Below are 21805 nucleotides of genomic sequence, written 5' to 3'. Positions count from 1 at the left end.
TAAAATTACAAAGCTGAGAAAAATTTTAAATAGTATAGCATAATAAATAATATATATAAAATTATCTATGCATAAATGAAGTAAAATGATATAATATTTCTGTAATTATTAATAATAATGGGGGGTCTTTGATGTCAAAAATCACTTTTTCGGTAATAAAGGCGGATATCGGGGGATTTGTAGGGCACAGCAGTGTACATCCGGATTTATTGAAAGTTGCAGAAAAATATTTGGGAGAGAAAGGAAAGGATTTGCTGATAGATTTTAAAGTATCCCACGTGGGTGATGATATAAATTTGATAATGACCCATAAAAAGGGTGTGGACTGCGAAGAAGTACATAAACTCGCCTGGGATACCTTTTTAGAATGCACCAGATTAGCCAGGGAATATAAACTTTACGGAGCGGGACAGGATTTGCTTTCCGATTCCTTTTCGGGCAATATTAAGGGCATGGGTCCGGGAGTGGCGGAAATGGAATTTGAAGAGCGCCCCAGCGAACCCGTAATCGTCTTCATGGCAGATAAAACGGAACCGGGTGCATGGAACTTGCCGCTTTATAAAATGTTCGCTGATCCCTTCAATACCATCGGCCTTATAATAGACCCCAAAATGCACGACGGTTTTATTTTTGAAGTCATGGATACCGTCGAAAATAAACTGATGAAATTTTCAAGTCCCGAAGAAATATACGACCTTCTGGTCTTTCTGGGAGCCTTCAATAGGTATGCTGTAAAAGCGGTTTATAACAAAAAAGGAGAGCCGGCGGCAGCATCTTCAACTCAGAGGATGAACCTCATGGCGGGAAGGTATGTGGGGAAAGACGACCCGGTGATGATAGTCAGGTGTCAAAACGGTTTTCCGGCTGTAGGAGAGGCTTTAGAGCCCTTTGCCAACCCTCACTTGGTTTCCGGATGGATGAGGGGATCTCATTTCGGACCGCTAATGCCCGTATCGCTTCAGGATGCAACGCCTACGCGCTTTGATGGACCGCCAAGGGTAGTGGCTCTGGGATTTCAGCTATCTAACGGAAAACTAATCGGGCCTCAGGATTTCTTCGCGGATAAGGGTTTTGATAGAGCGCGCCAAAAAGCGCTGGAAATAGCGGATTATATGAGAAGCCATGGGCCTTTTGAACCCCACAGGCTTCCTTTAGATGAAATGGAATATACAACCCTTCCCCGGGTAATGGAAAAGTTAAGTCAAAAAAATCTATAATGCCCTGGAGAAGGGCTTTTTTTCTCAAAAATTTAATATTGAAATAATCGGCGGAGAGAATATAATAGAATAAAAGAGTGAAAAAATATAAAACATTACTGCCTTTTTGGCGGGTTTTTGGCTAATAAATATAAAAATCCCGTTTTAAATATAAATAGTGAAAATTATTCAGAAAATGCAAGTTGTTACAAAAATATCAAATAAATTTTTTTATCGAATAATATAAAATAAGAAGGAAAATTCATTAAAGTGTAGAAAATATATATAATATACTGGGTAGTCCACTTTAAAAATTTAATATAGAATGAAGGGGGATGAGAGAAAGCCTTTTTGGGAAATTTTATTCGAGCGCGAAAATCCTCAATTAAAAAGGAGGTAAAAAAATGACGGAAAAGCGCGAAGAATGGGGTAGCCGAATAGGTTTTATTCTGGCTTCCATAGGTATGGCGGTGGGCACCGGTAATATCTGGCGATTCCCCCGAATGGTAGGTACCAACGACGGAGGAGCTTTCCTGGTAGCCTACCTGATAGCAAACTTAGTATGGGCCGCACCCTTAATCATGTTAGAACTTGTAATAGGTAAAAATACACGGCTGGGGACAATCGGTGCCTTCAGGGACTTTATGGGAAGAAAGTTCACCTGGATAGGTGCATGGATTGGATTTACGTGCATTGCTATAATGTTTTATTATGCCGTCATTCTTGGATGGGCATTGAGGTATTTTGTATATGCTGTTACCGGAGCTTTTAAGGTAGGAATGGATTCGGAAGCTCTGTGGAACAGCTTTATCCACAATCCATCTCAAACAATCTTATTTCAGTTTATTGCGGTTTTAATAGGCGGCTATATAGTTTACAGAGGAGTTCAGGGCGGGCTCGAAGCCGCAAATAAAATAATGATTCCTTCACTATTTGTATCGCTCCTGATTGCTGCCATATGGGCTATTATGCAGCCGGGATCTGCCCTTGGCTTGCAGTACATGTTCGTGCCCAAATGGGCATCTCTTGGTAACCCTAAGGTTTGGTTAAACGCCTTTGCCCAATCTTCCTGGTCTACCGGAGCAGGCTGGGCTCTTATGCTTACCTACGCTAACTACATGAGGGAAAAAGACGATATCGGCGTCAACAGTATGATGATAGTATTCGGAGATGCCTGCGGAGCAATGCTCGGCGGTTTGGCGGTTCTTCCTACTGTATTTGCCCTTTCGGCAACTCCTCAGGCTGCCATGGATGCATTAAAAGCTGGCAATACCGGCCTCACCTTCATATACTTGGCAAAACTCTTCCCAACCATGCCCGGAGGTCAAATTGTGGCCGCTGTATTTTTCCTTGCCCTTTCTCTGGCAGCTCTGTCATCTCTGCTTCCTATGTTTGAAGTGGGCGTGAAGAATTTCATAGATGCCGGGTATGACAGGAAAAAAGCGACTTTAATTGTCTCAGTTGGTGGATTTATACTGGGTATTCCTTCGGCTTACAGCGCTACATTCCTTGACAACCAGGACTGGGTATGGGGCGTTGGGCTATTAATCAGCGGTTTACTTTTTGCTATAGCTGCATATAAATACGGAATTGAAAAAATCAGAACTGAGATTATCAATAAAACCAGCGATATCTACGTTGGTCGCTGGTGGACCTACTGCATAGCCCTCTTCCCCGTAATGTTTGCAATACTTTTTGGATGGTGGGTCGTGCAGGCTATCAGCTGGTACCCCGACAACTGGTGGAACCCCTTTGAGACCTTCAGCGTAGGAACTATGGTGGTGCAGTGGGTAATTTCTGCAGTTGTCTGGTTGGCATTAAATAATTGGTTAGCGGATTGGATCAAAGCAAAGTCACCGTACATCTCTGTGGATATTACAAAATCCGCTGCTAAGGAGGCGAAGTAAATGGACGCCCAAACTGCATTCTGGATGATAGTGATGCTTTTAATTTACTTCGGAGGTTTTACTTACTTTGCAAGCATCGCCTCAAAATCGGAGAGAAATAAATAAAAATAAAAAGGGCCTCTTTAAAGGAGGCCCTTTTTATATACCCTTCTTAAAGATTTGTTATATAATATATATGCCAAATAAATTCTAAATGTTATCCCTTTTGAATAAATAATTTACAAAAGGCCGGTAATTTATATTCAAAGGGGGTAAAGGCTTTGCCCAGAGTTAATGTCTTGTGCTTGGATGAGGCGTTAAGCGGGCAAAAAAGGCTTTTAAACAGGGCTCAGCACCTTATAAATCTCCCAAATTTGAAAGGCGTAAGATATATGCTGGAAAAAAGCAAATTGGAAGAAATAAAAAATAAACTTGACCTGAAAATGCCAGGTATAGTCTACTTGGGGTCTGGAGATTTCCACCATTTTTCCAAGTTAATGATAGAAATGACTCGAAAAAAACCTGTTCTCGTACTGATTGACCACCATTCCGACATGTTTGAAAGTCCAGGAGAAGTCATTACATGCGGTTCCTGGGTAAGAGACCTCGTAAAGGAAAATAAAATAGAAAAGTGTGTGATAATAGGATTAAATAGAAAGGATTATGAATTTTTTAGATACAGCGAATATAAAAAAGTTTTTTTTATACCCGAAGATTTACCCCAGGAGGTAAGGATTTACTATTTAATGAAAGAACTTTCCGACCAGGATGCTCCGGTTTACATCAGCATAGATAAAGATGTTTTATCAAAAGAATACGCAGCAACCAATTGGGATCAGGGCACCATGACCTTGGAAGAACTTTTAGAGATAATAGAAATCATTGCCGGGACCAAAAGACTTATCGGAGTTGATGTTTGTGGGGAATGGAAGCAGGCAACCGGTAATTACGTATTGGGGATGCTTGATAAGGAAAAAAATTTAAAAAATGAAGAAAGTAATATAAGAATATTAGACAAACTTATAAAAGTATGGTAAAAAATTAATTATAAAGATGATTATACTATATTCAGGGAGGTAATAATATGGATATCCGTGCCGATGTGGCGGTAATTGGAGGGACCGGGTTTTATGCTTTTTTGGATGATGTAAGGGAAATTACGGTAGAAACTCCTTATGGACCGCCCAGCGATAAAATTGCTATTGCTAAGATTAAGGATAAAAACGTAGCTTTCCTGCCAAGACATGGAAAGGACCACAGGATTCCACCCCATATGATAAATTACAGGGCAAATATTTACGCATTAAAACAGCTCGGGGTAAAGAGAATACTGGGTCCCTGTGCCTCCGGCAGCCTCCAGCCTCATGTAAAACCGGGAGATTTTGTTATTTGCGATCAATTTGTGAACAGAACCTGGGGCAGAAAAGATACTTTTTACGATGGACCGATAACCACCCATATTGGAGGGTCGGAACCCTATTGCCCGCAGCTAAGGAAAATAGCAATTGAAGTGGCAAAGGAAAAGGGTCTTCCTGTACACGAAAGGGGCACCGTGGTGGTAGTTCAGGGGCCGAGATTTTCCACAAAAGCTGAAAGCAAAGAATTTTCCAGCCATGGCTGGGAAGTAATCAATATGACCCAATACCCGGAAGTGGTGCTTGCAAGGGAACTGGAAATTTGTTATGCTAATATCACCCTTGTTACGGACTATGACGTGGGGCTTGAAGGACATCCTGATATAGAACCTGTCAGCCATGAAATGGTGCTGAGAGTTTTTAATGAAAATATAGGTAAACTCAAGGATTTAATATATACTATTATCGAAAAGATTCCTGAAGAAAGGACTTGCAGGTGTAAGGATGAATTAAAACACGCGAGGATGAACTGATAATAATTCGAGGAAGGTGTAAAATAAGATGCTTCTTTTAAAAATAAAACAAATGGTGGTAGAATACGGAGAAAAGATCGTCAAAGAAGGCCTTGTGGTGGCAACCTGGGGGAACATCAGCGCCAGAGAAGAGGGCGAGGATATCTTTGTAATAACCCCATCGGGAATGAACTATATGAGCTTAGAACCGGAAGATATTGTAACGGTGGATATTAACGGAAAACAGGTTTGTCCGGGAAGAAAACCCTCGGTAGAGACACCCCTTCATGCAGCCATATACAGGGCAAGGCCGGATGTGGGGGCAATAATACATACTCACAGCACCAATGCCAGTGCCTGTGCGGCGGCCAGGGTTGATATCCCCTGCATTATGGAGGATTTAGCCTCAATGGTGGGAGGACCCGTAAAGGTTGCAGAATACGCTCTAACGGGTACAGAAAAACTTGCAGAAAATGCTGTAAAAGCTTTGGAGAACAGGAATGCGGTGCTTCTTGCAAATCACGGTGTAGTAAGTGTTGGGAGGAATTTAGAAGAAGCTTTTAAAATAAGCCTCCTGGTAGAAAAAGGTGCCGAGATTTTTCTAAAATCCCGGATTCTCGGCGGGCCGGTTTCCTTGGATGAAGAGGAGGTAAAATATTTAAGGGAATTCTATATTAAATCGTATGGGCAAAAATAAAAAAATATATTATAATTAGGTAGAATAATTTACCTTTTGCTGGTTTGAGGAAGGAGTACGAAATGCCGAAAAAAAACTGCGAGATTTCTTCCAAAGTAGATTACAGCCTTCTGGTTAAAAAACAAATTATTGAATTTCTTGAAGGACTTAAAGGGAAAGACTATACGGTTAAAGAATTGAACCGTTCTATGAAAAAATTATTTAAAATGGGCAAAATGGTGGTGCCAGTTTGCTTATCCAAGTTAAAGGAAAGTGATGAAGAACTGGCACCAATAATTTGTTACGCTTTAGAATACGCCAATGATTATGCCCTTGTAAGTCCTCTAATGGATATATTGATTATGCCCGGCGTTTCGGACAAGGTCAAAACAAGGATACTTTCCGTGCTTGCTCATTACGGAGTGGATGCAACAGAGCTGCCCTTAGAATACATCTTAAAGGATTACAATAGAATTACCCGGGTATCCATGATGGAAATGCTTGAGGATATAAACAGGGATTATTTTTTAATTCCTTATATACTGGAGGACCTTCAGGATTTCCCTTTAGAATCTAAGTTAAACTATATTTACGATATAGGTTGTTACAGGATGGAAAAATCGATCCCTTTGCTGGAGGTTCTTGCAAAAGTGGATGAAACCCCCGTAGCAGAAGAAGCAGTAAAAGCAATAAGTAAAACAAAAACGGGGAAGGCTTTGTTTGTTTTAAACAGGTTGCTAAGTCAGGTAAAGGATGAAAAGGTAAAAAAGATAATAGAGAGGGAAATTCTAAGGCTAAAATTTTCCGGCATTTGCGAAAGCACTTTCGAACGACCTTTTAAAATTCAACAACCCTATAAAATATTGCTTACCGCCATAGATGGGCTCGGAAGCAGGGCATTATGGATGGTTTGGAAACACCCTCTTTTAAAAAGAAAATACTGTTCCGTCAGCTTTCTTATAAATATTTCTTCGGGAATAAAGGACTGCTGGAGCGTTTCCCGCTTAAGCTTGAAGGAGTTCAAGGAATCGTCAAAAGACCTGTCGAGAACCACTGTTATTGCCGAAATAGATGGCAATTATGCAATAAAACTTTTGGAGGATGCCATATGGCAGAATAATAAATCGGGAAATCCTCTGCCCTATCAGTATTATTTCTGGCAGGGGGTAATTGAAGATAGCTTATCCACTGAAATAGCTCCAACCCCTTATATACCTGGCTTTAATGAATACGATCTAAGTGAAATAAAATTGAACCATAATTATCTAATAAAAAATTTCGAACTGCTAAATTACCCTTTGTTTGAAGATTGGTTTTTCTCGGAACCAAGGGTATACGATTTTGCAGAAGAATATAAATCTAAAAAAGGATTTTTTCTTAAAAAACTTACTTTGGAAAAAACAGAAAAATTATTTTTTCAGTTTACGGAAGAAATAATTTTGCCCCGGTTGGATATTTTAAAAAGAATGCTGGAGCTTTCTGCAGATTTTTTGAGACTTTTGGATGAGAAAGAGTTAGTAAAAGTAGTGCTGTCGGCAATACTCCATTTGGATATGCAGCCTATATATTATCATCCACTAATACAGAGAATAATAATTGAAAGCCTGAAAGTTGCCTTGACAAACTTGAAAAATGGTTTTGATATAAGATTGAACCCTGAAGTCTTCGATTAATTTATACTACTATGAAATACGAGGAGGTATGACTCTTGGCAAAAAGATATCTTTTTACATCCGAATCCGTAACTGAAGGACATCCCGATAAGATTTGCGACCAGATATCCGATGCAATACTTGATGCAATTTTAGAGAAGGACCCGATGGCAAGGGTTGCCTGTGAAACTGCTGCAACGACTGGACTTGTACTGGTAATGGGGGAAATCACCTGCGAATGCTATGTGGATATACCCAAAATTGTGAGAGAGACAATAAGAGAAATAGGGTACACAAGGGCAAAATACGGATTTGACTGCGATACATGTGCGGTAATTACTGCTATTGACGAACAGTCCCCGGATATAGCTATGGGGGTAAATGCTGCTCTTGAAATCAGGGAAGGTGAATTTCAGGACGAACTTGACAAAATCGGTGCCGGGGATCAGGGCATGATGTTCGGGTTTGCGGTGGATGAGACCCCGGAATTAATGCCCATGCCGATTATGCTCGCCCATAAACTGGCCAGAAGACTTGCGGAAGTAAGAAAAACAAAACTCTTACCCTATTTAAGGCCTGATGGAAAAACCCAGGTAACTGTGGAATACGAAGATGGAAGACCGGTAAGGGTGGATAAAATAGTAGTCTCAGCCCAGCACAAATCCACCATTGACCTTGCTACGCTAAAGCAGGATATTATAGAAGAAGTAATAAAAAAGGTTGTTCCTGAGGAGCTGATGGACAAGAATACTAAATTTTATATTAATCCTACAGGAAGATTTGTTATCGGAGGTCCTCACGGAGATTCGGGATTGACGGGAAGAAAGATAATAGTTGATACTTATGGGGGTTATGCAAGACATGGCGGCGGTGCTTTTTCAGGGAAAGATCCTACAAAGGTGGACCGCTCCGCCTCCTATGCTGCAAGGTACGTTGCAAAAAATGTGGTAGCGGCAGGACTTGCGAAAAAATGCGAGGTACAGGTAGCTTACGCCATAGGTGTAGCTCATCCCGTATCTATTATGGTAGATACTTTTGGTACAGGGGTAATTCCCGATGAAAAGATTAAAGACCTTATATTAAAGCACTTTGATCTGCGCCCCGGTGCTATTATAAGAGACCTTGACCTCAGAAGGCCCATTTACCGCCAGGTAGCGGCTTACGGACATTTTGGAAGAACCGACCTGGATGTTCCCTGGGAAAAAACCGACAAAGCGGATATATTAAGAAATGAAGCGAGCAGCCTTTAAACGGGCTGCTAATTTTTTTTTCAATTTTTCCGGTGCTTTAGAATATAAATAAGATATATAAAAATTTTTAGGGGGCTTTTCTATGTTAGTGGAAACATTGTTAGAAAAATACGGGGCTTTTGTTGTAATTTTTTTTGCAATCATAGGAGTACTTTATATAATGCACCTTTTCAGCTTAATATTTTTAAGAAAAAAAGCAGGGAAAATTATGCCCGCATTATTTATTCTTGTGGAGAATGCTCAGGATGAAATAGAAGGTTTCATCAGAAATTTGTTTAATGCTGGCATAATGGAAAGGTTTCTTGAATTAAACGTGATTGACGTAGGTTCAGGGGATGAAACTTTAGAAATTTTAAAACGATTATCCGAAGAAATAGGAATTAATGTATTTGAAGGAATTAATGGGCTGGAAAACGAGATTCTAAAATACCCCTATATGATATTGATGGATTTAAGAAAAATGAAACCTGTGGAGGCTTTAAATTGCCTTCTGTCGAATTTTATAGAAAAAACAAAAATTAGGACGAATATCCCAGAAAAAATAGGACCTTAGTCGACTATTTTTTACAAAAAATTTGTTTAGCATATATATTAAAGGACCCTGAACTAAAAATTTAGTGCCCCCCTTTCTTTCTGAGGAAAGGCCCATAACCATGTATGGGCCTTTTTATTTTATGGCAAAAATGGAAGGAATTATCAAATTCATATAGAATAATATATTAAAAAATCTTTTTGGGAGAACAGGTTATGAAAGAAAAAATAAGAAAACTTTTCAGGTTCGCAGTGATATCAGCCGGAGCGTTCTTACTTTTCAGGGCTTACGAAGAAATAAATTACACCGCGTTAAATACGAACCTGTCAACGGGTTTGTTATTTTTAGCTGCAATGATTGCGGCAGAATTATCCCAGGTAAACTTGGGCAAATACAGGGTCAGCTCGGAGTTTGGACTTTTATATTCAATGATTTTTATTTTTCACCATCAAATTGCTCTAATTATAAAAGTTATTTCTGCTTTTTTGAGCGAAATCTACTACAGGGTAAGAAGCGGCAATGATAAGGAAATTGTTTCAATGTCCTTATTCAATACGGCTCAATACGTTTTAAGTTTCTTATCCGGTATTTATACTTATATGGCCCTTAAAAAATATCTATATAATCCCTACCAAAATGTGATATTGACGGAAATGCTGATACAGGGGATGGCAATATTCTGTTATTACTTCACCAATATGGTTCTGGTAAACACCTATTTATTCTTTGATGGCAGAAAATTCGAAAAGGGCGAAATAATTAGATTGGCTTTGGTTGACCTCTCTTCTTATTTTGCTTTAGTACCCGGAGGCATTTTAATAATACTTTTCAATAATTTATTCCAGAATTTTATCGGCCTGTTTTTAGGATTTTTTATATACTTTTTAATAGTATATATCTACAGGCTTTATTTTGATTTGGTGTCATTAAATGATGAATTGACCGCGCTTTATGATATAGGGGTTTCTTTTATTTCCACGCTAAATGAAGAGGATTTAGTAAAAAAATTGATGAATGCTATTAAAATTTTAATTCCCCGGGATGTAATTGTCTTATTTTTATATAAAGATGGAAAGCTCGTTCCCGAAGCTTTTGAAGGTGTCATATCAGCGCCGGTTCCCGATAAAGAGGGACAGGAATTATTATGGAAGGTTTTTTACAGCGGAAAGGGGGAAATAATAAAAGACATAACAAAATGTAAGGAGTGTACCAAATACTTCGGTGACGGTAAAAGGGGCTCCGCTCTTCTTGTGCCTCTTGTAAATAAAGATGATAAATTCGGCGTGCTAATGATAGGCAGTAGGAGAAAAGGAATTTACAAAGAAAAGCACTTGAAGATAATTAGCATTATTTCCCATCAAGCTGCTGCTGCCATGACCAACGTCCATTTGTTCCTGGAAACAAAAGAAATGGCGATTACGGATAGCCTCACGCAACTTTACAACAGAAGGTATTTATTCAGTGAATTTAAAAAGATTTCGGGAAGGGAAGATTACAAAGAAGAAATCAGCATTATTATTTTCGATATAGATTATTTTAAACAGATTAACGATGAATACGGCCATCTAATTGGAGATGAAATTTTAAAAAAGGTAGCCTTGTGCATAAAAAATAACGTAAGGGAAAACGATATCGTTTGTAGATATGGAGGGGAAGAATTTGTCGTACTTCTTCCCAATATGGGATGTGAGGAAGCTTTTAAGGTAGCTGAAAGAATAAGAAAAATCATAGAGCGCACGGAAATGGCTAAGTCGGAAGATGGTTTGGGAATTTATGTCACCGTTAGTGCCGGAGTTTCCTCCATTTCGGTAGAAGATGATATGGAAAGATTTTTGAAAAAGGCTGATGAAGCTCTTCTCTTCGGTGCAAAGAGGATGGGCAGGAACAGGGTGGTAAATTTTAAAAATATTGATATGCCGCTATAAAAGCGGTATTTTTTATTGCTAAGAAAGACAAAAAATGTTATAAAAGATTAAAGGGAAACGCAAGGTTATAAAGGAGAAAAATTATGACGACTTTTATAACGGAAGATTTATCTACCGTATATGAATTTCTTGCTTCCGGGTTCATAAGGGGCATAGGGGAATCTACCGCAAGAAGGATAATCGAACATTTTAAAGAAAATACCTTAGAAGTCCTTAAATATAACCCCGAAAGGTTAATGGAAATTGATGGTATAAAGAAGAAAAAATATAAAATGATTTTGGAATCCCTGCAAAGTTTCCAGGGAATTTTAGATGCAATAATTTTCTTAAGAAAGTACGATTTAAAGGTTTATACCGTACTGAAAGTTTGTAATATACTCAAGGAAGAACCTTTAGGATTAATTAAAAAAAATCCTTACCTGCTTATGGGAATAGATAATATTGATTTTTTTATTGCGGACAGGATTGCAAGGTCCTTGGATATGCCCGGTGACGACGAGAACAGAATAGCGGCCGGGATTAGACATATCCTTTTGAAGGCTACTGAAGAAGGGCATGTCTTTCTACCTTTAAAGGACCTCCTTTTACAATTGGGGTCATTGCTTTCCTTAGATATAGAAAAATTAAGATATATTTTAAAAGAGGGACAGGATAAAATTACGTTTGAGGATATTGCATTTGTCAAAATAAAAGAAGAGGATAGGGTTTACCTTAAATCCTTTTACAACATGGAAAAAAGCATTGCCCGGAAAATCTTTCTAATCAGCAGCGAAAACCATTCCATAAAAATTGATGGGGAAGAAATAGAAGAAATTGAAAAAAGTGCCGGAGTGAAACTGGCGGAAAAACAACGGCAAGCCCTCTTCAAAGCTGCGGAAAATCGAATAATAATTATAACGGGGGGGCCAGGCACGGGAAAAACTACCCTGATAAAGTGTCTCAACGAGTTTTTCAGAAGAAGAAAAATGAAGGTGGCCCTCTGTGCGCCAACGGGCAGGGCGGCCAAGAGAATAGCAGAAGCTACTTCCTGCAAAGCATTCACCCTTCACAGGTTACTGGAATACGGTCAGGATAATTTGGGAAACTTTGCAAGATCAAAGGAAAACCCTCTTGAAGAAGATGTAATTATCGTAGATGAGATGTCAATGGTAGATGTGAGTTTGATGTACCATCTTTTATCAGCTTTGAAGGAGGATGCCAGGATTATACTTGTGGGAGATAAGGACCAGCTTCCTTCCGTTGGTCCCGGATGCGTTTTAAGGGACCTGATAGCATGCGGTAAAATAGAAACGATTTTTCTGGACCAGATATTCAGACAGGCCGGCGATAGTCTTATTGCGGTTAATGCCCATAGAATTAATAAAGGGTACATACCCTATTTAAACAGAAAAAACAGCGATTTTTTTCTTTTACAGGCAGAGTCTCCCGAAGAAATATTAAAAAGAATAATAGAGCTGGTATGTGAAAGAATCCCTGCGTTTGGTAATTATAGCCCTATGGAAGATATTCAGGTTATAACTCCGATGAAAAAAACATTGATTGGAGTTGAAAACCTTAATAAAAATTTGCAGGAAGTTTTAAATCCTAAGGGGCAAAACAAAAAAGAACTGATATATAAAGGAACCGTATTCAGGCAAAGTGACAGGGTAATGCAGATAAAAAATAATTATCAAAAAGATGTTTTTAACGGAGACATAGGAAAGATTGTGGATATAAAAAAAGAGGGGGAAATAGTAGTAGTTTATCAGGATATGGAGGGCGAAAAAGAGGTTGCGTATAAAAAAGAAGAGATAGAAGAACTTACCCTGGCTTATGCCCTTTCGGTGCACAAAAGTCAGGGAAGCGAATATCCGGTAGTGGTAATGCCAATTTCTTTTGCGCATTATTCAATGTTAGACAGAAATCTACTTTACACTGCCGTTACCCGGGCTAAAAAACTGCTGGTACTTGTGGGAACAAAGCAGGCGTTATTTTACGCCGTTAAAAATGTTAAAAACATTAAAAGATACAGCGGTTTAAGAGATTTTTTAGAAGAAAAATTCGAGCTATAGGGGGTATTTGCAATGGATGAAAAATTCAAAAAGTTAGAGGAGTATTTAATCAATCTAAAAAAAGTTTTAATTGCCTTTTCGGGGGGCGTAGACAGCACCTTCCTTTTGAAAGTTTGTTTGGACGTGCTCGGGAAAGAGAACGTCCTGGCGGTGACCGCCCGCTCGAGCACCTATCCTTCAAGGGAATTGGAAGAAGCAAAAGAACTTGCAAAAAGTTTAGGGGCAAACCACGAGATTATAGTATCCGAGGAACTGGAGGTGCCCGGATTTTCGGAAAATCCACCCGAGAGGTGCTATTATTGCAAAAAGGAACTGTTCGGTAAGCTCGTAAAAATAGCCCGCGAGAGGGGTTTTAACTTCGTGCTGGATGGCTCAAACGCTGACGATGCCGGGGATTTCAGGCCTGGGATGAAGGCTAAGGATGAGCTTGGTGTAAAAAGCCCGCTGAAGGAGGCGGGGCTTACGAAAGCCGAGATCAGGGCGCTATCCCAAAAAATGGGACTTCCCACGTGGAACAAGCCATCGTTTGCCTGCCTGGCTTCACGCTTTCCGTACGGAGAAAGGATAACCGGGGAAAAATTGGACAGGGTTGGAAGGGCAGAAGAGATTTTAAGAGGACTCGGGTTTTCCCAGTACAGGGTAAGGAACCACGCGGACCTTGCCAGGATAGAGGTATTGCCGGAAGAGATAGAAAGGTTCTTTGAAAGAAGCTTGAGGGAAAAGGTGGTAGCAGAATTCAAAAAGCTGGGCTTTGTCTATGTTTCGCTGGACCTTACCGGATACAGGACCGGCAGCATGAACGAAGGGCTTAAAGAGGAGGAGAAAGCGCTTTGGAAAAGCTAAAGGACCTTCTTTTAAAAGTTCAAAAAGGCGAGCTTTCCGTTGAAGAGGCCATGAAGTTTTTAAGAGACCTGCCATACGAGGACCTGGGATTTGCAAAATTGGACCACCACAGGGCTTTGAGAAGGGGAGTGCCCGAAGTCATCTTCTGCCAGGGCAAGACCCCTAAGCAGGTGGTGAGAATTACGGAGCGGATGATGCAAAAGGGCACTAACATAATGGGCACCAGGGCAAGCTTAGAAATTTTTGAAGAAGTGGAAAAAGCGATCCCCGAAGCCGTATACTACCCCGAAGCGAGGATTTTCGCGGTGATAAAGGAGCCGGTACCGAAAAACAAAGGCCTCATCGCCGTAGTCTCCGCCGGGACTTCTGACATCCCCGTGGCGGAAGAAGCGGCGGTGACCGCGGAGCTTTTTGGAAACAATGTGGAAAGGCTTTACGATGTTGGAGTTGCAGGAATTCACAGGCTTTTCATGAATATGGAGGTTATAAAAAGGGCACAGGTGATAATAGTGGTGGCCGGAATGGAAGGCGCCCTTGCCAGTGTGGTGGCGGGGCTGGTGGACAAACCCGTAATAGCTGTGCCCACGAGCGTGGGATACGGTGCAAATTTTTCAGGCCTTTCGGCATTACTCACCATGTTAAACAGTTGCGCCGGAGGCCTCACCGTCGTTAATATAGACAACGGGTTCGGAGCGGGATTTGCAGCCCACCAGATAAACAAATTAGGAGGGCAGGTAGAATGAAGATTCTTTATCTTGATTGTTTTTCAGGAATAAGCGGCGATATGTTCCTGGGAGCGCTTTTGGATTCAGGAGTAAATGTGGAGGAGTTCCTGAGGGAAATTAAAAAACTTCCCTTAGAATTTGAAATTGAAGTGAAAGATACATATAAAAACGGAATCCGAGGAAAGGATGTCTACATAAAAACCCATGAACATCATCCCCATCGGGGGTTAAAGGAAGTAACGGAGGTAATTAAAAAAAGTGAGATAAAGGATAAGGTAAAGCATAATGCATTGAAAGCTTTTGAAAAATTGGCAAAGGTGGAGGCAAAAATTCACGGGGTTTCGGAAAATGAAATACATTTTCACGAGGTGGGCGCAGTAGATTCAATAGTGGATATTGTTGGGGCCTTCATTCTTGTAGATCTTATTTTACCTGACAAGGTTGTCTTTTCCCCGGTAAATGTGGGAAGCGGTACGGTCAAATGCGCTCACGGCATTTTGCCCGTCCCTGCTCCTGCCACCCTTGAGCTTTTAAAAGGGGTTCCGGTTTACTCCCGGGGAGAAGGAGAACTTACAACTCCGACAGGGGCTTTGCTTTCGGTAATGCTTTCTTCAGAATTCGGCAATCTACCGGAGGGGAAAGTAATCTCTTTTGGATACGGTTTCGGGAAAAAAGATACCGGTAATTTAAATGCTTTAAGGGCGATAATAGTAGAATCAAAAGAAGAGACGGAAAAATCATCTTTAAATACAAGCCGGGATAGGATTTTCGTGATAGAAGCAAATATCGATGATATGAACCCACAACTTTACGATTCTGTAGTGGAAAAGCTTTTTAAGGTGGGAGCTTTGGATGTTTATTTAACCCCGATTATAATGAAAAAGGGAAGGCCGGCAATTAAGATTTCCTGTCTTGTTGAGCTGGATAAAAAGGATGAAATAATAAATACTATATTTGATGAGACTACTACAATAGGTGTAAGATATTACAATGTAGAGCGAGAGAAAGCCGAGAGGTTTTTCCGAAAGGTAAATACTTCCATTGGGGAGGTTACAGTAAAAGTATCCACTTTCGGCAAAAACCGACAAAAGATAACCCCCGAGTTCGATGATATAAAAAAACTTGCCCGTGAAAAAAATATCCCTGTTAGAAAGGCCTATGAGGTAATTCTTTCGGAAATCCTGAAAAATGAATAAAATTATTTTTTAAATGTTACAAATTCTCTCCGATATGTTATAATTTTCAAGGAAAATAATGAAGCGGGAGTGTGTGAAATGGAAGAAAAGGTTAGGGTAAGATTTGCGCCAAGCCCTACAGGAAGCTTACATATTGGCGGCGCAAGGACTGCGCTTTTTAATCTATTGTTTGCAAGGCACAATAACGGTACTTTTATACTTCGCATAGAGGATACAGATACGGAAAGGTCTACGGAAGAATCCGTAAAACAAATAATAAGGTCCTTGAAATGGCTTGGGCTTGATTGGGACGAAGGCCCCGATAAAGGCGGGGAATACGGGCCCTATTTTCAGTCCATGAGGCTGGAACTTTATAGTAAGGAAGCACAAAGGCTTGTGGAGGAGGGAAAGGCCTATTACTGCTATTGTACGCCGGAAGAGCTGCAGGCAAAAAGAGAAGAGGCATTAAAGCAGGGTAAGGCTCCCAGGTACGATGGCTGCTGCAGAAATTTAACCCAGGAGCAAAAGGAGCAGTTTGAAAGGGAAGGCAGGAAGCCGGTTATCAGGTTAAAAATAAATGAAGAAGGACAAACCGTAGTGGAAGATATTATAAGAGGGACGGTAATATTCGAAAATTCCGTCCTGGATGACTTTATTATAATGAAATCCAACGGAATTCCCACCTATAACTTCGCCTGTGTGGTGGATGACCATGCCATGAAAATTACCCATGTAATAAGGGCGGAAGAACACCTATCCAATACCCCAAAGCAGATAAAAGTTTACGAAGCCTTAGGTTATGAGATGCCCAGGTTTGCCCACGTTCCGATGATCCTGGCTCCTGATAGAAGCAAACTGAGCAAGAGGCACGGAGCTACATCGGTAGAGGAATTTCGCGATCAGGGGTATTTACCCGAGGCTATTGTAAATTACCTTACCCTTTTAGGATGGTCGCCGGAGGGTAATGAAGAAATATTCGGGATGGATAAAGCTATAAAGGAATTCACCTTAGAAAGGGTAAACAAAACCGCTGCCATATATGATGTAAAAAAACTCACATGGATAAACGGCCACTACTTGAGGGAATTAGACGGGGGATATATTACTGACCAGACTATACCCTTTTTAATAAAGAAGGGGATCATTGAAGAAAAAGAAGTTGAGAAAAATTACGACTACATAAAGGAAGCGGTGATGCTTTCCAGGGATAGAGCGCGAACCCTGGAAGAATTGGCGGATATGATTTCGTTTTTCATTAGAGATTTCGATGATTACGAAGAAAAGGGTGTTAAAAAACATTTTGAAGACATAAAAACTGCGGAGCTTTTGGAAAGGACGGCTCAAAAACTGGAAGGGATTGTAGAGTTCTCAAAGGAAAACGTGGAGTTAAAGATAAGAGAATTGGCTGAAGAAATGGGTATAAAAGCTGCAGAAATCATACATCCAACAAGGCTTGCTGTAACCGGACGCACAGTAGGCCCAGGACTTTTCGAGATACTCGCCCTTCTTGGAAGGGAAAAGACCGTAGAAAGACTGAAAAAGGCAGCTTTGTGGATAAAAAACAGAATTTAAAGGCGGGGTAAATTCCCGCCTTTAAATTTGTTCTTATGCATTAATAATTTTTTCCTCCACTTTCAAAAGATTTTCCCGGGCAATTTTCAAGTAGTCTTCAGGTTTTAAGGTTTTTATTTCCTCCATTGAGGCGCATATTTCCAATGTAAGCATACCTTTATATTCTTTGGGGAAATCAGCTGCAAAGCTCTCCCAGTCAATACTTCCTTTAAAAGGAACGAAATGATTATCCTCCTTTCCGCAGTTATCCGATATATGAGTGCAAAAAAGTCTACTTTTCCATCTTTTAAGTGCAGTAAAACTTCCCTTTCCCGTGAGAATATCGTGAGAGGCATCGTGGCAAAAACCAAGATTTTCATCATCTATATTTTCTAAGATTAAATCAAGATATTCATTTTTCCGGGTATTTTCTACGGCCAATTTAATATTATATTCTTTTGCCTTTTCTACAATTTTCCGCATATTATCAATACCAGCGAAATTTGGCGAAATTTGAGGATTGTCTTCCACATGCAAAACTATCAAATTAATACCTTTTTCGATACACTCCTCGAACCATAGGGAATACCGGTCTATAATTTTACAAAAAATATTTTTTTCGATATGCCATATAGAGTTACAATGTTCATAGGGGAAATGCACGTAATCCACGTCCAATCCTATTTCTCTAACAACTTCTGGCATCTCGGTTCTTTTTATTTCCCTTTCATCCTCCCACCAAAGGGAAATAGCGTCAAAACCGGCTTTTTTAATATGATACGCCCGTTCAAAAAAAGGCATGATATAACCGAACCATGAAAAAATACCCTTTTTATAGTTTTTTTGCATTAATAGTACCTCCAAATCATTACGATTCGCACATTCGTTCGTTTATTCGTATTGCTTTATTATTCTTTTTGATATATAATATAATAGCAATAAAAGCTTTAAATTTACAGGGGGGCGTTTGGTTTCGACGGGGGCAGCGGAGATAAAAGCTGCAGGTCGAGCTTTCCGACTCGTTAAACCGGAAGCACGTATAAGTGCCAACGAAGAATTAGCACTTGCTGCTTAATTAACGCAGCACGCCCTTTTTGAAAGCGCCCGGCTTTCAAAAAAGGGTGTCAAAATACCGGGCTTTTCTCTAAGGGTTAGCTTTGGCCCTTCAGAGAGAACTCAAACAAAGCTGGTCGGTTTTTAATCCTGCCCCTGGGAGTGAAACCGGCGAGATCCAAAACAGGGGATAAACCTGTAGAGGCTTTTATCGATGTGCCTTCGGACAGGGGTTCGATTCCCCTCGCCTCCACCAAAATTGAACGTTCCATTGATACGATAGATAGAAGCCTTGAGAAATCAGGGCTTTTTTGCTTTTTGGGAAAATAAAATTCAAGTTATATTGGGTTTAAGAAGATTTACAGATACGGATGCACACCCTTTTTAGTTATGAATGAGGGGTGTGCTTTTTTATTATGTTTTTCTTACCCCCTTGTCTTTTTTACATCTATTTTACTTTGCCATATTTTTTTAGATTTTTTACCAAAGTTTTGAATAAAAAATGATCTTTAAAAGGATTTTTAAAAAAAATATAGAAATAAAATAATGTTTTGCAAACACAAAAATATCACATAATACTTATAACACCCCAATACCTTAATAAAAATACCTGTCAATGAATTCAGTGAGTTAATTTTTAACCTTTTTAATAAAATAATAATAAATTAAGAAAGGAGTTTGAAAAATGAAAAAAATAATTAGTTTACTTTTGATCCTCTCAATTTTAAGTTTTTCGGCTGTTGCTTATGCTTACACCACAATTGAAATCTATATTAACGGTGTTAGATACGAACCCGATGTTAAACCTTTTATTGACGCATCAAACCGCACAATAGTGCCTATAAGGTTAATTGCAGAAGGGTTGGGCTGTAAGGTCGACTGGAACGAAAAACAGCAGTTGGTAACAATAAGCAAAGGCGATAAGGTTGTAAAACTTACTATTAATAAAAGAGAAGCGCTTGTAAACGGAAAAACCGTCGAAATGGATACCCAGGCTGTTATAAAAGACGGAAAAAGGACGATGGTACCCCTTCGTTTTGTAAGCGAAAACATGGACTGTACAGTAGATTTTAAAATAGAATATACTACTCCTACTATTTATATTAAATCAAACGATCCAAATTTATTGAGCGTAGAACATATAGGTTTTAGTGCATTTTCAGATAATGATCCTACCACTAATGGTGTAAAATACTCTTTAGGTTTTAATGTATGGAAACAGGAGCAGGTTGATGAAGCAAAAAAATTACTTGAAAAATTTGTGAAAGACAAAGACGCATTAAACCAGATTTATACGCATATTGAAAAAAAATCAAAGGATGTTTCCTTTTATGAGGCATTTGAGACGTACACATTCTGCATCAACGGTAAAAATTACAGAACCAAAATGTATATTACTGGAGGTAATCCAATAATTTCATTTAAAGCATTTATTAAGTAAAGGGGGAATAAGGTGAAAAAAATAACTGCACTTATCATTATTGCAGTTTTTTTGATAACAAATACAGCCTATGCAAGACCTTCTAACTACTATATCGTTCCTAATGCACCGTATATAGGTAATGTAGAAAATTTTATTAAATTGCAGAACGATTTTATAAAAGATTACTACAATTATACGGGTGACTATTTTAAAATAAAAAATAAAAACAATAAAGATATAAACACTTGGTTATTTGAGACTAGAGGGTTATTAGTTTACGGACAGCCTTTTGCACTAGAGGAAAGGGATTATAGAAACGGGTATTACAGGTTTTTGGGTTATACCATGTATGACGATTATTATACCAATGAACTTTTCCCTGATGATGTGGTTACTCCGGGAAGGTTTGACCAAAAAAACTGGGTTGGAAATCCGTGGGATAAAGAATATATATTCAGAGGGAAAACAATACCATGGAATTATTTTGACAACCTAATAATCAATGGCAAACCAATATTAAGGGAATCAATTGTAAAAGGAATGGCTTACTTTTATGCAGATGAAGGGAAGTTCCCCAAAATAGGCACACCTGAGTATGAAAATGCAAAAAACAATATAGAATGGGAAAAATATGTCCACGTTTTCCAGCCACCTACAAAGTATGCGTGGGGTGTAGGGATTGCATGGCATCAGACAAATGAAGGGACGTATTATAAGACGATACCGATGGCACCAATACTTATGCCAGTGTAATTGAATAATCCGCAGTGCGCATTGGAAAAGCAGTGGCAAATAGGCCATAGTTTAAATCTGGTATAAAATAGTAGCTTGATTTAAGTATTGTTTAAAACATTCAAACAGAATTGTTTTTGTAAATTCATAGTAATTTATATCAAAGAAAAAAACATAAATAAATCAGTCAGGCTGTGTTTTTACTATAATTTTTACAATATTAACGATGATATTGTCATAATAGATAGAAGCCTTGAAAAATCAGAGCTTTTTGATTTTTGGTTCTTTGTCAATAGTTGGGATGGGTATTCGATTAGAATGCCAATCCTTCCTTAGGTTGAGTGTAATTTTAGAAAGCTATGTTAGATGGGGGAGAGCATCCCGTAAAATTTGTTCACCACTGTCATTTTGTTTTAATCAATGGAGAAAGTTACAGAATGAAAGAAAAGGAAAAATTTTTAACTGAGATTAAAAAGTTAAGAAGGTTAATTTTTTATTATCAAAGGTGGGGAATTTTTCTTCCCTTTTTTGGGTAAATTTTATTGACGTTAACAATAAGACCCCAAAAACATTATAAAAAGAAATACATGCTAAAGTAAGGGCTATATTAGAGGCACCGGACACTAAAACGGCAAGAATTTTGTTAAATCAAGTAATAGAGGGATACAGAGCCAAAGCACCAAAAGCTATGTATGTATTTAGAAACGGGATTTGAAGATGCTATAACAATACTAGAAAATCTGGAACATTATAGAAAAAGGCTTCGGATTATAAATGCTTTAGAACGGCTAAACGAAGAGATACGCCGACGGGAAAGAATTATTAGGATATTTCATAACCGTGAATCAGCCATTTGTCTAATTAGAGCATTACTTATGGAGCAGGACGAAAAACGGACTTCCGGCAAAAAGTATTTGGATATGGTTGAATACTTTGAGTGGCAAAAAGAGAATGCCAAAAAAGCAAAAGAGAAAATCGTATCTATAAGTTAAATTTATATTTATCTTTTAATTCCAACCAGAGGGTATTTTACACAAAAAATTGGACTTGATCTTATAATTGGTAAAAATATAATTTAACCATCCATGTTTAGTAAAACACAACCATTTATGAAAATAGAATTTGAGTTTCAAAAAAGTTTACTTTCTGTTAAATTAATAATAACAGGGTCAAAGGTTGATTTTATTTTGATGGATTTTATACCTCGAAATTTAACCTAATCTGATTACCTTTGAGCACAGCCAATTGTCGCCCCATATTATTTTAAT

The 21805-nt window shown here is 38.9% G+C and carries 17 protein-coding genes, 1 other RNA gene and 2 pseudogenes; 19 read left to right on the top strand and 1 reads right to left on the bottom strand.

The window, feature by feature from the left end:
* Window positions 1-131: 131 nt before the first annotated feature.
* The 14 genes from fbp (at window position 132) to gltX (ending at window position 17350) form a co-directional block, all read left to right on the top strand.
* Window positions 132-1217, top strand: coding sequence for a fructose-1,6-bisphosphate aldolase/phosphatase (fbp, locus tag ATZ99_RS01500; RefSeq protein ID WP_068747477.1), 1086 nt, complete (start codon window positions 132-134; stop codon window positions 1215-1217).
* A 383-nt stretch (window positions 1218-1600) separates the two neighbouring features.
* On the top strand, window positions 1601-3103 hold the full coding sequence (locus ATZ99_RS01495; protein WP_068747476.1) for a sodium-dependent transporter: 1503 nt from the start codon (window positions 1601-1603) through the stop codon (window positions 3101-3103).
* A 260-nt stretch (window positions 3104-3363) separates the two neighbouring features.
* A complete protein-coding gene (locus ATZ99_RS01490; protein ID WP_068747475.1) occupies window positions 3364-4119 on the top strand; it encodes an arginase family protein in 756 nt (251 codons plus the stop codon).
* 47 nt (window positions 4120-4166) lie between these two features.
* A complete protein-coding gene (locus ATZ99_RS01485) occupies window positions 4167-4970 on the top strand; it encodes an S-methyl-5'-thioadenosine phosphorylase (RefSeq protein WP_068747474.1) in 804 nt (267 codons plus the stop codon).
* 28 nt (window positions 4971-4998) lie between these two features.
* Window positions 4999-5646, top strand: coding sequence for a class II aldolase/adducin family protein (locus ATZ99_RS01480; protein WP_068747473.1), 648 nt, complete (start codon window positions 4999-5001; stop codon window positions 5644-5646).
* A 62-nt stretch (window positions 5647-5708) separates the two neighbouring features.
* On the top strand, window positions 5709-7298 hold the full coding sequence (locus ATZ99_RS01475; RefSeq protein ID WP_068747472.1) for a hypothetical protein: 1590 nt from the start codon (window positions 5709-5711) through the stop codon (window positions 7296-7298).
* Between the two features lie 35 nt (window positions 7299-7333).
* Window positions 7334-8527 (top strand): methionine adenosyltransferase, encoded by a 1194-nt coding sequence (metK, locus tag ATZ99_RS01470; RefSeq protein ID WP_068747471.1) that lies wholly within the window; start codon window positions 7334-7336, stop codon window positions 8525-8527.
* Between the two features lie 82 nt (window positions 8528-8609).
* Window positions 8610-9080, top strand: a complete 471-nt coding sequence (locus tag ATZ99_RS01465) for a glycosyltransferase family 2 protein (protein ID WP_068747470.1) — start codon at window positions 8610-8612, stop codon at window positions 9078-9080.
* 194 nt (window positions 9081-9274) lie between these two features.
* A complete protein-coding gene (locus ATZ99_RS01460) occupies window positions 9275-10984 on the top strand; it encodes a sensor domain-containing diguanylate cyclase (RefSeq protein WP_068747469.1) in 1710 nt (569 codons plus the stop codon).
* Between the two features lie 83 nt (window positions 10985-11067).
* The gene (recD2, locus tag ATZ99_RS01455) at window positions 11068-13035 is read left to right on the top strand and encodes an SF1B family DNA helicase RecD2 (protein WP_068747468.1); all 1968 of its coding nucleotides are present in this window, start codon (window positions 11068-11070) and stop codon (window positions 13033-13035) included.
* Window positions 13036-13047: 12 nt separating this feature from the next.
* The gene (gene larE / locus ATZ99_RS01450; protein WP_068747467.1) at window positions 13048-13878 is read left to right on the top strand and encodes an ATP-dependent sacrificial sulfur transferase LarE; all 831 of its coding nucleotides are present in this window, start codon (window positions 13048-13050) and stop codon (window positions 13876-13878) included.
* Entirely contained in the window at window positions 13866-14621 is a 756-nt protein-coding gene (larB, locus tag ATZ99_RS01445; RefSeq protein ID WP_068747466.1) for a nickel pincer cofactor biosynthesis protein LarB, read from the top strand. The genes larE and larB overlap by 13 nt, the downstream gene beginning before the upstream one ends.
* Complete coding sequence (gene larC / locus ATZ99_RS01440; protein ID WP_068747465.1) at window positions 14618-15799, top strand: nickel pincer cofactor biosynthesis protein LarC; 1182 nt, start codon at window positions 14618-14620, stop codon at window positions 15797-15799. The genes larB and larC overlap by 4 nt, the downstream gene beginning before the upstream one ends.
* A gap of 78 nt (window positions 15800-15877) precedes the next feature.
* Window positions 15878-17350, top strand: coding sequence for a glutamate--tRNA ligase (gene gltX, locus ATZ99_RS01435; protein ID WP_068747464.1), 1473 nt, complete (start codon window positions 15878-15880; stop codon window positions 17348-17350).
* A gap of 33 nt (window positions 17351-17383) precedes the next feature.
* On the opposite strand, the gene ATZ99_RS01430 is transcribed toward gltX, so the two are convergent.
* Window positions 17384-18178, bottom strand: coding sequence for a sugar phosphate isomerase/epimerase family protein (locus ATZ99_RS01430; protein ID WP_068747463.1), 795 nt, complete (start codon window positions 18176-18178; stop codon window positions 17384-17386).
* Window positions 18179-18288: 110 nt separating this feature from the next.
* Between ATZ99_RS01430 and ssrA the strand changes: the two genes are divergently transcribed.
* The 5 genes and pseudogenes from ssrA to ATZ99_RS01410 form a co-directional block, all read left to right on the top strand.
* Window positions 18289-18638, top strand: a transfer-messenger RNA (tmRNA) gene (ssrA, locus tag ATZ99_RS01425).
* A 429-nt stretch (window positions 18639-19067) separates the two neighbouring features.
* Window positions 19068-19823: a copper amine oxidase N-terminal domain-containing protein gene (locus tag ATZ99_RS01420; protein WP_068747462.1), complete on the top strand. Its 756-nt coding sequence runs from the start codon at window positions 19068-19070 to the stop codon at window positions 19821-19823.
* Window positions 19824-19835: 12 nt separating this feature from the next.
* Window positions 19836-20558, top strand: coding sequence for an Athe_2463 domain-containing protein (locus ATZ99_RS01415; protein WP_068747461.1), 723 nt, complete (start codon window positions 19836-19838; stop codon window positions 20556-20558).
* Window positions 20559-20893: 335 nt separating this feature from the next.
* Window positions 20894-21073, top strand: a pseudogene (locus ATZ99_RS12360) (hypothetical protein); the annotation flags it as partial.
* A 59-nt stretch (window positions 21074-21132) separates the two neighbouring features.
* Window positions 21133-21529: pseudogene (locus tag ATZ99_RS01410) on the top strand (transposase); the annotation flags it as partial.
* Between the last annotated feature and the right edge of the window lie 276 nt (window positions 21530-21805).

It is taken from the genome of Thermovenabulum gondwanense (assembly GCF_001601575.1).
GTDB lineage: Bacteria > Bacillota > Thermosediminibacteria > Thermosediminibacterales > Thermosediminibacteraceae > Thermovenabulum > Thermovenabulum gondwanense.
This window is presented reverse-complemented; position numbering and strand designations above follow the sequence as displayed.

Coding starts and splice junctions, on each gene's coding strand:
- ATZ99_RS01485 (WP_068747474.1), top strand. CDS start 4,167: ATGGATATCCGTGCCGATGTGGCGGTAATTGGAGGGACCGGGTTTTAT.
- ATZ99_RS01480 (WP_068747473.1), top strand. CDS start 4,999: ATGCTTCTTTTAAAAATAAAACAAATGGTGGTAGAATACGGAGAAAAG.
- ATZ99_RS01475 (WP_068747472.1), top strand. CDS start 5,709: ATGCCGAAAAAAAACTGCGAGATTTCTTCCAAAGTAGATTACAGCCTT.
- gltX (WP_068747464.1), top strand. CDS start 15,878: ATGGAAGAAAAGGTTAGGGTAAGATTTGCGCCAAGCCCTACAGGAAGC.
- ATZ99_RS01465 (WP_068747470.1), top strand. CDS start 8,610: ATGTTAGTGGAAACATTGTTAGAAAAATACGGGGCTTTTGTTGTAATT.
- ATZ99_RS01430 (WP_068747463.1), bottom strand. CDS start 18,178: ATGCAAAAAAACTATAAAAAGGGTATTTTTTCATGGTTCGGTTATATC.
- recD2 (WP_068747468.1), top strand. CDS start 11,068: ATGACGACTTTTATAACGGAAGATTTATCTACCGTATATGAATTTCTT.
- ATZ99_RS01460 (WP_068747469.1), top strand. CDS start 9,275: ATGAAAGAAAAAATAAGAAAACTTTTCAGGTTCGCAGTGATATCAGCC.
- larE (WP_068747467.1), top strand. CDS start 13,048: ATGGATGAAAAATTCAAAAAGTTAGAGGAGTATTTAATCAATCTAAAA.
- fbp (WP_068747477.1), top strand. CDS start 132: ATGTCAAAAATCACTTTTTCGGTAATAAAGGCGGATATCGGGGGATTT.
- larC (WP_068747465.1), top strand. CDS start 14,618: ATGAAGATTCTTTATCTTGATTGTTTTTCAGGAATAAGCGGCGATATG.
- ATZ99_RS01495 (WP_068747476.1), top strand. CDS start 1,601: ATGACGGAAAAGCGCGAAGAATGGGGTAGCCGAATAGGTTTTATTCTG.
- ATZ99_RS01420 (WP_068747462.1), top strand. CDS start 19,068: ATGAAAAAAATAATTAGTTTACTTTTGATCCTCTCAATTTTAAGTTTT.